Annotated in this window: 14 protein-coding genes; 3 read left to right on the plus strand and 11 right to left on the minus strand. The window is 68.7% G+C overall.

From position 1 onward, the window contains the following. Nucleotides 1–7: 7 nt before the first annotated feature. From ACN6PJ_RS14355 to ACN6PJ_RS14390, 8 genes are all read right to left on the minus strand, one after another. Nucleotides 8–877: an amino acid ABC transporter ATP-binding protein gene (locus ACN6PJ_RS14355; RefSeq protein WP_427996535.1), complete on the minus strand. Its 870-nt coding sequence runs from the start codon at nucleotides 875–877 to the stop codon at nucleotides 8–10. Continuing rightward, nucleotides 864–1682 carry an amino acid ABC transporter permease gene (locus ACN6PJ_RS14360; RefSeq protein WP_427996536.1) on the minus strand — a complete coding sequence of 273 codons (819 nt, stop codon included), beginning with the start codon at nucleotides 1680–1682 and terminating at the stop codon, nucleotides 864–866. The genes ACN6PJ_RS14355 and ACN6PJ_RS14360 overlap by 14 nt, the downstream gene beginning before the upstream one ends. Then, on the minus strand, nucleotides 1672–2409 hold the full coding sequence (locus ACN6PJ_RS14365) for an amino acid ABC transporter permease (protein ID WP_427996537.1): 738 nt from the start codon (nucleotides 2407–2409) through the stop codon (nucleotides 1672–1674). The genes ACN6PJ_RS14360 and ACN6PJ_RS14365 overlap by 11 nt, the downstream gene beginning before the upstream one ends. Further along, nucleotides 2406–3665 (minus strand): aminotransferase class I/II-fold pyridoxal phosphate-dependent enzyme, encoded by a 1260-nt coding sequence (locus ACN6PJ_RS14370; RefSeq protein ID WP_427996538.1) that lies wholly within the window; start codon nucleotides 3663–3665, stop codon nucleotides 2406–2408. Before ACN6PJ_RS14370 ends, ACN6PJ_RS14365 begins: the two co-directional genes overlap by 4 nt. Before the next feature lie 59 nt (nucleotides 3666–3724). After that, nucleotides 3725–4597, minus strand: a complete 873-nt coding sequence (locus tag ACN6PJ_RS14375) for a transporter substrate-binding domain-containing protein (protein WP_427996539.1) — start codon at nucleotides 4595–4597, stop codon at nucleotides 3725–3727. Between the two features lie 31 nt (nucleotides 4598–4628). Continuing rightward, entirely contained in the window at nucleotides 4629–5465 is an 837-nt protein-coding gene (locus ACN6PJ_RS14380) for a transporter substrate-binding domain-containing protein (RefSeq protein WP_427996540.1), read from the minus strand. Nucleotides 5466–5637: 172 nt separating this feature from the next. After that, entirely contained in the window at nucleotides 5638–6660 is a 1023-nt protein-coding gene (locus ACN6PJ_RS14385) for a Bug family tripartite tricarboxylate transporter substrate binding protein (protein ID WP_427996541.1), read from the minus strand. Further along, the gene (locus ACN6PJ_RS14390; protein ID WP_427996542.1) at nucleotides 6657–7586 is read right to left on the minus strand and encodes a TauD/TfdA dioxygenase family protein; all 930 of its coding nucleotides are present in this window, start codon (nucleotides 7584–7586) and stop codon (nucleotides 6657–6659) included. Before ACN6PJ_RS14390 ends, ACN6PJ_RS14385 begins: the two co-directional genes overlap by 4 nt. Nucleotides 7587–7842: 256 nt before the next feature. Between ACN6PJ_RS14390 and ACN6PJ_RS14395 the strand changes: the two genes are divergently transcribed. The 3 genes from ACN6PJ_RS14395 (at nucleotide 7843) to ACN6PJ_RS14405 (ending at nucleotide 9659) form a co-directional block, all read left to right on the plus strand. Then, on the plus strand, nucleotides 7843–8322 hold the full coding sequence (locus tag ACN6PJ_RS14395; RefSeq protein WP_427996543.1) for a carboxymuconolactone decarboxylase family protein: 480 nt from the start codon (nucleotides 7843–7845) through the stop codon (nucleotides 8320–8322). Nucleotides 8323–8332: 10 nt separating this feature from the next. Continuing rightward, complete coding sequence (locus ACN6PJ_RS14400) at nucleotides 8333–9088, plus strand: SDR family oxidoreductase (protein ID WP_427996544.1); 756 nt, start codon at nucleotides 8333–8335, stop codon at nucleotides 9086–9088. 76 nt (nucleotides 9089–9164) lie between these two features. After that, nucleotides 9165–9659 carry an Ohr family peroxiredoxin gene (locus ACN6PJ_RS14405; protein WP_427996545.1) on the plus strand — a complete coding sequence of 165 codons (495 nt, stop codon included), beginning with the start codon at nucleotides 9165–9167 and terminating at the stop codon, nucleotides 9657–9659. 7 nt (nucleotides 9660–9666) lie between these two features. Here ACN6PJ_RS14405 and ACN6PJ_RS14410 read toward each other — a convergent pair whose 3' ends face one another. From ACN6PJ_RS14410 to ACN6PJ_RS14420, 3 genes are all read right to left on the minus strand, one after another. Then, nucleotides 9667–10692, minus strand: coding sequence for a LysR family transcriptional regulator (locus ACN6PJ_RS14410; protein WP_427996546.1), 1026 nt, complete (start codon nucleotides 10690–10692; stop codon nucleotides 9667–9669). 79 nt (nucleotides 10693–10771) lie between these two features. After that, nucleotides 10772–11209 (minus strand): cupin domain-containing protein, encoded by a 438-nt coding sequence (locus ACN6PJ_RS14415; protein WP_427996547.1) that lies wholly within the window; start codon nucleotides 11207–11209, stop codon nucleotides 10772–10774. 118 nt (nucleotides 11210–11327) lie between these two features. After that, nucleotides 11328–12206, minus strand: coding sequence for an RNA polymerase sigma-70 factor (locus ACN6PJ_RS14420; RefSeq protein ID WP_427996548.1), 879 nt, complete (start codon nucleotides 12204–12206; stop codon nucleotides 11328–11330). Between the last annotated feature and the right edge of the window lie 23 nt (nucleotides 12207–12229).

Genomic DNA, 12229 nt, shown 5'->3' on the forward strand with positions numbered 1-12229 from the left:
TAGGGATTCACACTGCGAGGCGCAGCGGGTCGATGCGCAAATAGTTCTGGATGGGGTCGGACGCCTTGCGGGCCGCGGGCGCGCCGGACGAACGTTGCAGGAAGGCGCGCGTGCGCCCGCTGGCCGGCGCGCCGAACAGGCGCGACGGCGGGCCGGATTCGACGATGCGCCCGGCTTCGGTGAAGTACACGGTGTCGCTCACCTCTTCGGCGAAGCGCATCTCGTGCGTGACCAGCATGCAGGTCAGGCCGTCCTGCACCAGGTCGCGGATCACGGTCAGCACTTCGCCGACCATCTCCGGGTCCAGCGCCGAGGTCACTTCGTCGAACAGGATCAGCTCGGGCTGCAGCGCCAGCGCGCGCGCGATCGCCACGCGCTGCTGCTGCCCGCCCGAGAGTTCGCCGGGATAGGCGTTCTCCTTGTGCTCCATACGCACCTTCGCCAGCAGCTCCCGGGCCCGCGCCTGCGCCTGCGCCCGCGGCTCGCCGCCGACCTTGACGGGCGAGATCACCAGGTTCTGCAGCACGCTCAGGTGGGGGAACAGGTTGTATTGCTGGAACACGAAGCCCACCCGCCGGCGCAATCGGATCAGCTCGGCTTCCGTCCGCAATTCGTCCACCCGCAGGCCGTCGACCTCGATCTCTCCGCGCTGCGGACGCAGCAGGCCGGTGACGCAGCGCAGGATGGTGGACTTGCCCGAGCCCGACGGCCCGATGATGGACACGGCCTGGCCGCGCCGGACTTCGACGTCGATGCCCTTGAGCACCTCTGTCTGGCCGAAGGCCAGGTGCACGTCGCGCAGGCTGACCAGGGGCGCGGGCTGCGGCGCGGCGGCCGCGGGCGAGGCGGCGCGCGCCTCGGAATCAATGATGCTCATGGCGTCGTTCCAGATACCGCGTCCAGCGCGCGATGGGATAGCAATAGGCGAAGAAAAGCGCCAACAGGGTGAAATACACAAGGATGGTGAAGTCGCTGCGGGCCACGGTGTTGCTTGCCACGGTGGCCGTGTCGACCAGGTCGTGCACCCCCACCAGCGAGGCCAACGAGGTGCTCATGGTGATGCTGGCGTACAGGTTCATCCACGAGGGCAGCATCCGGCGCACGCATTGCGGCAGCACGATCATGCGGAAGATCTGCGCGCGCCGGAACGCCAGCGACTGGGCCGCCTCCCATTGCGCGCTCGGGATGGACTGGATCGCCCCGCGGAAGATCTCCGCCACGTTGGCGCTGGCCGGCAGGCCCAGGCCGATCACGACCTTGATCCAGTCCGGAAACGGCACGCTCCACCCGCCCACGCTCAGCTCGAACGGGAATACGTAGGTCGTGAAATACACCAGCACCAGGATGGGCGCGTTGCGAAACAGCAGCACATAGGCCCGCGTCAGCCGCCGCAGCAGCGCGGACGGCGACAGCGACAAGGCGCCGACCGCCAGGCCCACGACCGTGCCCAGCGCCATGGCCAGCACGCTGATCTGGATATTGACCCCCAGGCCGCGCAGCAGCGCGGGCGACCAGTGCCACAGCGCCCTCGCGGCCGCCGGCGCGGTATCGGTGGCGGCCCAGGCCAGGGCCAGCGCGGCAAGCGCCAGCAGCAGGACGACCCATGGGTCGCGCAGCAGCGCCGACGGCCCGCCTCGGGCGGCTTGGCCGCGCCCCGCGTTCAATGCAAGATCATTGGCCATAGCCGGGCATCCTCAAACGTTCTTCCAGCCAGCGCCCGCCCGCGCTGACCAGCCAGGTCAGCAGGCCGAAATACAGCAGGATCAGGAGCAGCAGCTCCAGCACATTGTCCCGGTGCGACCAGATCATGATGGACTCGTAGGTCACGTCGCCCACCGCGATGGCCGAGGCGATCGCCGTCATCTTCACCAGGTCCACCAGGTTGTTGACCAGGGCCGGCAGCGCAAAGCGCAGCGCCAGCGGCAACTGCACCTGGACCAGGATCTGGCCGCGCGAAAACGCCAGCGAGCGCGCCGCTTCCAGCGTCACCCCCGGCACCGCCTGGATCCCGGCGCGCAGGGCCTCGGCATGGAACACGCCCTTGTGCAAGGCGACCACGATCACCACCCAGGCGAACGGCGTGATCGGATTGCCGCCGCCCAGCTTCTGCGTGATCAGCATGTTCAGCACCAGGAAGGCGCAGTACAGCTGCACCAGCGTGGGCGTGTTGCGCGTGACTTCCACGAAGGCCTGCAGCGGCCGGGCCAGCCAGGCGCGGCCGCTGGTGAGGCCGGCGGCGATCAGCACGCCGACCAGCAGGCTGACGGGAATCGTCCAGGCGCACAGCTGCAGGGTCACCAGCAGCCCGTGGCCGAAGGCCGCCAGTTCACCCGGATCGAGCACGAAGCCGTAGTTCAGGCCCAGCGGCTTGAAGAATTCCACCCATGCGCGCAATGCCGGCTCGATCATGCGGCCTCCTCCCGCGGCAGGACGTCGGACCCGGCCGGCGCCAGCGCCGCGACCGCGCGCCCGACGCGGGCAATGGCGGCCTCGATGTCGGCGTCCGACGCCGCGAACGACAGCCGCAGGTACGGCGACAGGCCATAGGCCGCGCCGCGCACCACGGCCACGCCTTCCGCCTCCAGCAGCCAGGAGGCCACATCGCCATCGTCCGCGACGAGCCGCCCATCGGGCCGCGCCGCGCCGATCAGGCCCGCTACGCCGATCCAGGCGAAGAACGCGCCTTGCGGCGCATGCACCCGCAGGCCCTCGATCGCCCCCAGCCCCTCCACCACGCGCCGCGCCCGCCGCGCATAGGCCAGGCGGGCCGTTTCGACAAAGCCGTCGGCCGCGCCCTCCAGCGCCGCGAGCGCCGCTGCCTGGCCCACCGAACTGGGGCCCGAGGACACTTGGGACTGCACCGCTTCCAGCGCGTGGATCAGCGGCTGCGGCCCCGTGCCCCAGCCGATCCGCCAGCCGGTCATGGCATAGGCTTTGGACACGCCGTTGACCGCCAGCACGCGATGGGCCAGATCCGGCGCCACGCGCAGCAGATGAGCGGGCGGCCGCTGGAACCATATTTCCTCGTACATCTCGTCCCACAGCACCAGCACCTGCGGCGCCTCGCGCAGCACCGCGGCCAGCGCCGCCAGCTCATCGGCGCCGTAGACCGCGCCCGAGGGATTGGCGGGCGAATTCAGGATCAGCCATTTCGTGCGCGGCGTGATCGCCTCGCGCAGCGCCCGCGGCGTCAGCGTGAACCCATCCCCGGCGCGTGTCTCCACGACGACCGGCGTTCCGCCATTGATCCGGACGGCGTCCGGAAAGGTCGGCCAGTACGGGGCCGGCACGATCACTTCGTCGCCCTCGTCCAGCGTGGCGTTGAGCGCCAGGTAGATCACCTGCTTGCCGCCGTTGGACACGATGACATTGGACGCGTCCACGTCCAGCCCATGGCGCTGGCGGTAGCCTTGCGCCACGGCGCGGCGCAGCGCCGCCGTGCCCGCGGTGGGCGTGTACTTGGTCTGGCCCCGCGCAAGCGCCGCGCCGGCGGCGTCCTTGATGGGCGACGGCGTATCGAAATCGGGTTCGCCCGACGTCAGCGTCACGATGGAACGGCCTTCGGCCGCCAGCCGCGCCGCGCGCGCGCCGGCGGCGGCGATGGGCGACAGTTCGGCGCCGCGGGCCCGGCGCGACAGGACGCCGGGGAACAGGGATGCAGTCATGATGAACCTTGCGGATGGGTCGGTTGCGGGCATGGCGGGCCGGATGGCGCCGCCATCGGTCATGGCCGGGCGGCGGCCTCGGGCGGCGCGCTTTCGTAGCGGCCTTCCCGCGCCGCCGCGCTCGCCTGCCTCAGGTAATCGGCCGGCACGCCGAAGCGTTCCGCTTCCCGCAGCAGCAGCCCGGTCTTGAGCCAGTCGCGGATCGCGCCGTCCACGAAGGCGCGCGTCTCGGTCTCCCCGCGCCGCGTCCAGATGACGGTGGGCGACGGGATCAGCTGGTCGGCCGTGGCCAGTTCGTAGCCGCTCCACTGCCCGCCGTTCGGACCGTGCAGCGTCTCGTACAGGGCCGGCTGGATGTGCACCGACGCGTCGCAACTGCCCCCTTTCAGCGCCAGCAGCGACTCGGGAATGTTGCGCAGGCCCTTGACGACCGCGCCGTAGGTCTCCTGCAGCGGCTTGGCGAAATTGCTGCCCTGGGACACGCAGGCCACCTTGCCTTTCAAGTCCTCCCAGCGCTTGATGCCGCTCTGTTTGGACACCATGGCCGCGCCGCCCACCAGGTTGTAGGGCGTGGGCGCATAGCTGAGGATCTCGCTACGTTCCTGCGTCCATTGGATGTTCGCGATCAGCAGGTCGACCTTGCCCGCCTGCAGGAACTGCACGCGCGTCGCGGCGGTGACCGGCACGGTCTCCAGCGTTACGCCCAGCCGCCGGGCGAGATCCGCGCCCAGCTCGGTCTGGAAGCCGCCCACCTTGCCGGTGGCCGGATCCAGCAGCCCGAAAGGCGGGCTGGCGCCGTCGATTCCGATGGCGATCCGGCCGCGCTGCTTGATCCGGTCCAGCGTGGCGTCCGCGTGCGCGGGGCCGGCCGCCAGGGCCGTCGCCGCGGCCAGCGCCAGCGCGAGGGCCGGCTCGATGCGTGATTGCTTCATCTGCGTGGTTCCGTCGGGGTCCCGGGCGCGCTCAGCTGCCCTGCTTGTACTTGGCGTGCAGCGCTTCGAGCAGCGGCTGCGGCGGCTCGATGCCCAGGCGTTTTTCGGTGGCGATCAGCCAGCCGCTGCGGTGCCAGTCCTGCACCACCTTGTCCACGGCCGCGATGGTGTCGGCCTCGCCCTTGCGGGTCCAGACGACGGAATTGGCCGGCAGCACTTCGGTGGCGATGGGCGCGTGGTAGTCCGCCCATTCCGGGTTGTTGCGCAGCAAGGGATGGATCAGCGTGGAGTCGTGCACCGCCGCCACGCACTGGCCGCCGCGCAGCGCCAGCAGCGAATCCGACGAACTCTTGTAGCCCTTGACCTGCGCGCCGTAGTCGGCCGACAAGGGACGCGCGAAGCTGCTGCCCTGCGACACGCACACCGGCTTGCCGCGCAGGTCTTCCCACTTGGCGATGCCGCTGTTCTTCCGCGTGGCCGCGGCGCCGCCGACTCGGAAGAACGGCGTGGGCGCGTAGCCCAGGATCTCGGCACGCTCCGGGTTCAGTTCCATGGACGCGATCAGCAGGTCCACCTTGCCCGAAATGAGGAACTGCGTGCGCGTGGCAGTCTGGACCTGCACCAGTTCCGCCTTCACCCCCAGGCCCTTGGCCAGCTCGCGCGCCAGTTCGGGGTTCCAGCCCACCAGCTGCTGCGTGGCCGGATCCAGCGAACCGAATACGCCACCGTTGGCCAGCACGCCAATCGTGATCGTGCCGCGTTCCCTGACCTTGTCCAGGGTCGCGTCGGCGTGGGCCGCGCCGGCGGCGGCGGCCAGGGCCAGGGAGATTGCGATCCGGGCCGCGCCCGGTGACTTGCGGATAGCCATGAGATTCTGTCGTGTGCAATGAACGGACCTCCATGCTGCTTGCCGCAAGACGCCAAGGCAAAGAAGCGTTTCAGATATCCATATGAGGCCGCCGCCGCCACGTCTTCCCAAGGCGCGAACGACAAAGGGCGCGGCAAGCGCCGCGCCCCTCGATGCCGCCCTCGCCCCGCGGCTACTTCAGTTTCACGTCCGCCGACACGATCACTTTCCGATAGGCGGCGATGTCGTCGCGCACTGTCTGGTCCACGGCCTCCGGCGGACTGGCCGCGATGGTGAAGCCCAGGTTCTCCAGCAGCGCGGAGGTTTTGGGCTCGCGCAGCACCGCCACCACGTCGCGGTGGATGCGGTCGACGATCGCGCCCGGCGTGGAGGCCGGCACGGAAAAGCCCTGCCAGCTCTCGACGACGTAATCCGCCAATCCGGCTTCCTGGATGGTGGGCACGTCCGGCAGCGCCTTGGAGCGGTACGGCGTGGTGACGGCAAGCGCCACCAGCTTGCCGCTGCGCACGTTCTCGGTTGCCGCGGCAAGCGTGATCAGCATGGCGTCCACGTGGCCGCCCAGCACGTCCAGCGTGGCCGGCCCGCCGCCGGGGTACGGGATCTGGTTGGTCTTGGCGCCGATGCGCTCGTTCAGCAGCTCCACCGCCAGATGCTGCAGGCTGCCGGCGCCGCCCGGCAGCGCCATCGAGATTTCGCCCGGCCGGCGCCGCACCAGTTCCACGAACTCCTGGAACGTCCGGACGCCCAGGCTGGGACGCACCACCAGCAACTGCGGATTGACGACGGCCTTGGTCACGCCGCGCAGGTCGCGCAAGGGATCGTACGAAAGCTTGCCGGGCTGCAGGGCGTTGAGCGACAGCGCGTCGCCCGCCAGCAGCAGCGTGTAGCCGTCTCCGTGGGCATGGGCCACCGCGGCGTTGCCGATGGCGCTGCTGGCCCCAGGCTGGTTCTCGACCACCACGCTCTGCTTCCACTTCTCGCCCAGCTTCTGCGCGACGGTGCGCGCGAGCTTGTCGGCGCTGCCGCCCGCCGACACCGGCACGATGATCTTGACCGGCCGGTTCGGATAACGGTTGACATCCTCGCCCGGCACAGGCGCCGACCCCGCGAAATTGCCCAGCAGGCCGGCCCCCAGCACGACGCCGGCCAACAACCCCAGCCCGCCGCGGAGGGCGGATTTGCGCGTGATGCTCATGCCACGGCTCCCGTATCGATGCCATAGGCGCTGAACGGCTTGCCGAGCACCGCGCTGGAACGCCTGCCGTCCACACCCTGCGGCACGTCGCCTTCCAGCGTGATGCGGTACAGCACGCGTTCGACGTCGAGGTGGGCGAAATCCCCCGGGCCCTGGTGCGCGGTGGCGCGGTTGTCCCAGAAGGCAATGCTGCCGGGCCGCCAGCGGAAGCGCGCCGTGTATTCCGGCCGCGCGATCTCCTCGAAGAACAGGTTCAGCAGATGGCGGCTTTCCTCTTCGCTTACATCCTTGATCCGGCGCGTGAAGCCCGGATTGACGAACAGCACGCGTTCCCCCGTTTCCGGCAGCACCCGCACCACCGGATGCTCCGACACCAGCGGACTGGCCTGCACGCGCTGGGCGTACACGGTTTGATTGTCCAGATCGCCGTTGTAGCCCCCGAACTGATGCCGCGCCCACAGTCCGTCCGCAAGCGCGCGCACCGCGGGCGACAGGTGCCGGTATGCCGCCGCGAGGTTGGTGAACACCGTATCCCCGCCGTACTCCGGCACCTGGGCGCCAGCGCGCAGTATCGAGGCCGCGGGCGGATTGACCACCCCGGTGACGTCGGTATGCCAGCGCTCGCCGCGCCGGCCGACCTTGGACGTCGACGAGATCGTGCGGATCTGCGGATAGCCTTCCGGCGGGTTGGCGTCATAGGGATGGGCCGAGGTCGGCCGCCCGAAATGCTGCGCGAACGCCAGGTGCTGCGCGTGGTCGATGTGCTGGTCGCGGAAGAACACGACCTTCCAGCGCTGAAGCGCGGCCTTGATCTGGTCGATCTCGTCCTGCGCCAGCGGCTGCCTGAGATCCACGCCGTGGATCTCGGCGCCGGTGAAGACGGAAAGCGGCCGGACATCCAGCCGCGTGCGTTCAAGTGTGGTCATGTGCCGCCCCTATCGATGTCGGTGAAAACAGGATAGGGGCGTGCAATACGCGCAACAAATACCGATACGCAATGTGAAAATGCCTTCCCGGGCCGCCGGCGCGGGCGATTGGTGCCCGGCAGGCAACATGGTGATCCCCTCGCCGCGCCTACCGCGGGAGTTCCTCGGCGCCTACGATTTGTACGTTGCCTGCACGCCTGCAACTTACTCTGCGGCCCGCCCTGCGGGCAGCGTCCAACCTACCGAGGGAATCACCATGAGCCAACGCGTCAACGCCTTCGCGCAATCTCCCGAACTGTTCAGGAAGTTCGTCGAATTCGGCATGCTTCTGCAGTCCGGCGCCATCGAGTCTTCGATCCTGCATCTCGTCGAGATCCGGGCCTCCCAAATGAATGGCTGCGGCTTCTGCCTGGACATGCACGTCAAGCAGGCGAAGATCCACGGCGAGCGCGAGCTGCGCCTGCACCATATCGCCATCTGGCGCGAATCCACGCTGTTCTCGCCGCGCGAGCGCGCCGCCCTGGCCTGGACCGAAGTCCTGACCCGCCTGCCCGAACACGGCGTGCCCGACGAGGTCTACGAACGCGTGCGCTCCGAGTTCTCGGAGAAGGAAATCTCGGACCTGAGCTTCGCAGTCATGGCCATCAATGGCTGGAACCGCCTCAACGTAGGCTTCCGCACCGTCCCGGGCTCGGCCGACAAGGCCTACGGCCTGGACAAAGCCAAGCTGGACTGAGGAGGCCGCCATGAAGATCCTCGTCATCGGCGGAACCGGCCTGATCGGCTCCAAACTCGTCAAGATCCTGGCCCAGCGCGGCCATGAAGCGATTGCCGCGTCGCCCGCCACGGGCGTGAACACCATCACGGGCGCGGGCCTGCCGGAAGCGCTGGCAGGCGTCGACGTCGTGGTCGACGTCGCCAATTCCCCCTCGTTCGAGGACCGCGCCGTGCTCGAATTCTTCGAGACTTCGGGGCGCAACCTGCTGGCGGCCGAAGCCGCGGCGGGCGTGCGCCACCACGTGGCGCTGTCGGTGGTGGGAACGCACCGGCTGGCCGAAAGCGGCTACTTCCGCGGCAAGATCGCGCAGGAGAAGCTGATCGAGGCCGCTGCCATTCCGTACACCATCGTCCACAGCACCCAGTTCTTCGAGTTCCTAGGCGGCATCGTGCAGTCCGGCGCCGTCGGCGACGAAATCCGCCTGTCGCCCGCCTACGTGCAGCCCATCGCCTCGGACGACGTGGCCCTGGCCATGGCTGACGCGACGCTTGCTCCGCCGGTCAACGGCACCATCGAGATCGCTGGCCCCGAGCGCGTGCGCCTGGCCGCCCTCGTGCAACGCTACCTGCAGAAGACCGGCGATGGACGCAAGGTGGTGGCGGATGCACAGGCGCGCTACTTCGGCGCCCTGCTGGAGGACGATACCCTGGTGCCCGGCCCCGGCCCGCGCCTTGGAGAGATCGGGTTCGAGACCTGGTTCAGCCGCGCCACCGCAAGGCAGTAAAGACGAACTGCGAGAAAATGGCGGCATTCAGCGGCCGCCGCCGCCATTTCCCGCGAACCGGTCCAACGGGACATTCATGAGCAAACTGCAACCTCCCCCCCTGACCCTGCTGGACAAGTACCGCGGGGAAGAATTCCAGCCTTTGTATACCGCGACCGTCATGGTCGAAGGCGGCGAAGCCGCGCATGGCCGGGCTTCCGGCATCGCCCGCTCCGACGACGGCGCGCTGCGGGTCGACTTGCGGCTGCCGCCCGAACTGGGCGGGCCCGGCGGAGGCAGCAACCCGGAACAGCTGTTCGCGGCCGGCTATGCCGCCTGCTTCCACGGCGCCCTCTGCCTGCTCGCCGCCAAGGCCGGCCTGGCGATACCGGACGCCACGGTCAAGGCGGCCATCACGTTCGGCCGCGACCCGGTGGACGGCCTGTATGCCCTGGCCGCTCACATCACGATCCGCCTTCCCGGCCTGGACCGGCCCGTGGCCGAGGAACTGGTGCGCAACACCGAGCGGCTGTGCCCCTATTCCAAGATGGCGCGGCAAGGCATGCATAGCGTGGTCGTGCTGACGGAATAGCGGATCGCTAGGGCTTCAGCAGCTGGCTGTCCAGGCTTTGCAGGTCCAGCGCGCGGATGTTCGTGGTCATGTAGTCGATGAATACGCGGATGCGCCCCGGCAGGTGCTGGCGGCTGAGATAGCAAAGGTAGTGCCCGCGGTCGTCGGGCGAATACTGCGGCAGGCACGCCACCAGCGTGCCCGCGCGCAGGTGCTCGCTGATCTGGTAGCCGGCCATCTGGGCGATGCCCTCGCCGTCGAGCACGGCCTGCAGGACCAGGTCGGCATCGTTGAAGGCCAGCATCGCCGGCGGCGCGAACTTGCGCATATGGCCGCCCACCTTGAACTCCCACTCGTATACGCGGCCCGACGCCAGCCGGAAATTCACACAGCGGTGCCGGGCCAGGTCCTCGATCTCCCGCGGCAGCGGGTGCGCCCTGGCATAGGCCGGCGAGGCGCACAGCGACATCTGCATGGGAATCAACTGCTTGGCGATCACCTGGCTGTCCTCCATCCGGCCGTTGCGGAAGGAAACGTCGATGCGGTCCTTCGTGAAATCGGTGGTCGCGTCGTCCAGCATGAGTTCGACGGATACGTCCGGATAGGCTGCGCGGAAGCCTTTCAGCAGGGGCGCGACGATCTTGCGCCCGAAGCCCACCGTCGAACACACCCGCAGGTGCCCCGAAGGCGGCCCCTCGCGCAGCTCGCGCATGTCGTCCAGCGCCTGCACGATGCGCTCCACGCCCGGAAAGCAATTCTCGTAGAACCGCTCGCCTTCCCGCGTCAGCGAGGTGCTGCGGGTCGTGCGCACGAAAAGCCGGACGCCCAGCTGGTCTTCCAGTTTCTGCACGCTGCGACTCACGGCGGAGCGGCCGATGCCCAGGCGGTCTCCGGCCTTGGCGAAATTGCCCTCGGACGCGACGGCGATGAACGCCACGACGCCGGCATGACTGGTGGCGAAACTGTCCGCCAGCGAATCGGCGCCGGTGGCCGGGGCGGAATGAGGATCGGAGGCGGCCGCGATCTCGCCGGCAGGGAAATTTTTGGTGTCCATTCCCCTAAGACGCGCGAGCCGCCCGGTTTGTGACGTCCTTCTCGAAAAAAATCCGCGGGACCGTTCGCGCCATCCCGTCCTACTGTGCGGGCAGCACGGCGGGCGCGCCCTGCTTCTTGATCAACAGGACCAGGAACTTGGCGGGCTTGGTCCGGCTGGCGTTGCGGCCGACGGTATGGACGTCGTCCGGGCCTTCGTAGAACGTCTGGCCTGGAGTCAGCGTCACTTCCTTGCCGCCCCGCAGCTGCATCACGATGCTGCCTTCCAGCACGTAGATGAAACTGTCCGCGTCATGGCGGTGGACCGGATCTGCCGCCCCCGGAGGGTAGTCCACCGTAATCATGAGCACGTCCTTGCCGGCGATGTCGGGCAAGTCCTTGGTCATCAATTCCGTCACGATGGGATCCGCGGCCTTGCCGCCGTGCGGTCCCGGGTGCGGCGGCGCAGCAAACGCCAGGGGGCCGGCGAGCAGTCCGGCGGCGATCAAGGGCAATCCCTTGCCTATTCTCTTCAACATGGCCTTTCCTCGGTGGTGAGTGGGAACGGGTCCATGGTAGGAAACCGGGCGGCGCCCCGGTAGATCCCTGGGCGGGATCATGATGTTGTCCGCGCGGCACCAATGCGCGGCCCCGGATTCAGCGCGGGAAGAAAGCGGTGGCCACGCGCGCGAGCTTGTCCGGGTTGCGCTGCACCAGGACCCGGACGATACGCTCGCCGTCGGTTTCGTAGGATTGCACCGATTCCAGCTCGCCCTGGATGAAGCGCAGCAGGGTCCATTCGCCGTTCACCTGCGCCAACTCCACCCGCAGGTCATCCCCATACCGCCGCTTGCCGGCGTAGAACAGCTGCGCCAGGCGCCTGCCGCCCACCAGGCTGGAGAAGCTGGGCACCTTGCCGCCGCCGTCGCCGATCAGCTCGGCATCGTCGCTGAGCAAGGCGTGCAGGCCATGGAAGTCGCCATGCCGCATGGCGTCGGCGAAGCCCTGCATCAGGCGATGGTGGGTTTCACGGGAGACGGCACGGCGGGGGGCCTCCTGGCGCAACTGCTGCTTTGCGCGCCGCACCAACTGGCGGCAGGCAGCCTCGGTCTTGCCAAGGGTGCGCGCGACGTCCGGGTAATCCTCGTCGAACACTTCGCGCATCAGGAATGCGGCCCGGGCCTCCGGCGACAACCGTTCCAGCATGAACAGAAACGCCACCGACACATCATCGGCAAGCTCATGGATCTCCTCCGGCGTGGCCGGAGCCGGCATGAGCACGGGCTCGGGCAACCAGATGCCCATGTAGCTTTCGCGCTGCGACTTCACGGCGCGCAGGCGGTCGATGGAAAGCCGCGTGGCCACCGTCACCAGCCAGGCCTCGGGGTTGTCCAGCCGGGAAGGATCGGCCTCGTGCCAGCGCAGCCAGGTATCCTGCACCACGTCCTCGGCTTCGGCGACTGCGCCCAGCATGCGGTAGGCGATCGCGTGCAGTCGCGCGCGATGGCGGTTGAACAGACTGGTGGGGTCGGTCATGGGCGACGCCCTTGTGGCGGGGC

It is taken from the genome of Achromobacter sp. (genome assembly GCF_050285585.1).
Taxonomy (GTDB): Bacteria; Pseudomonadota; Gammaproteobacteria; order Burkholderiales; family Burkholderiaceae_B; genus Achromobacter.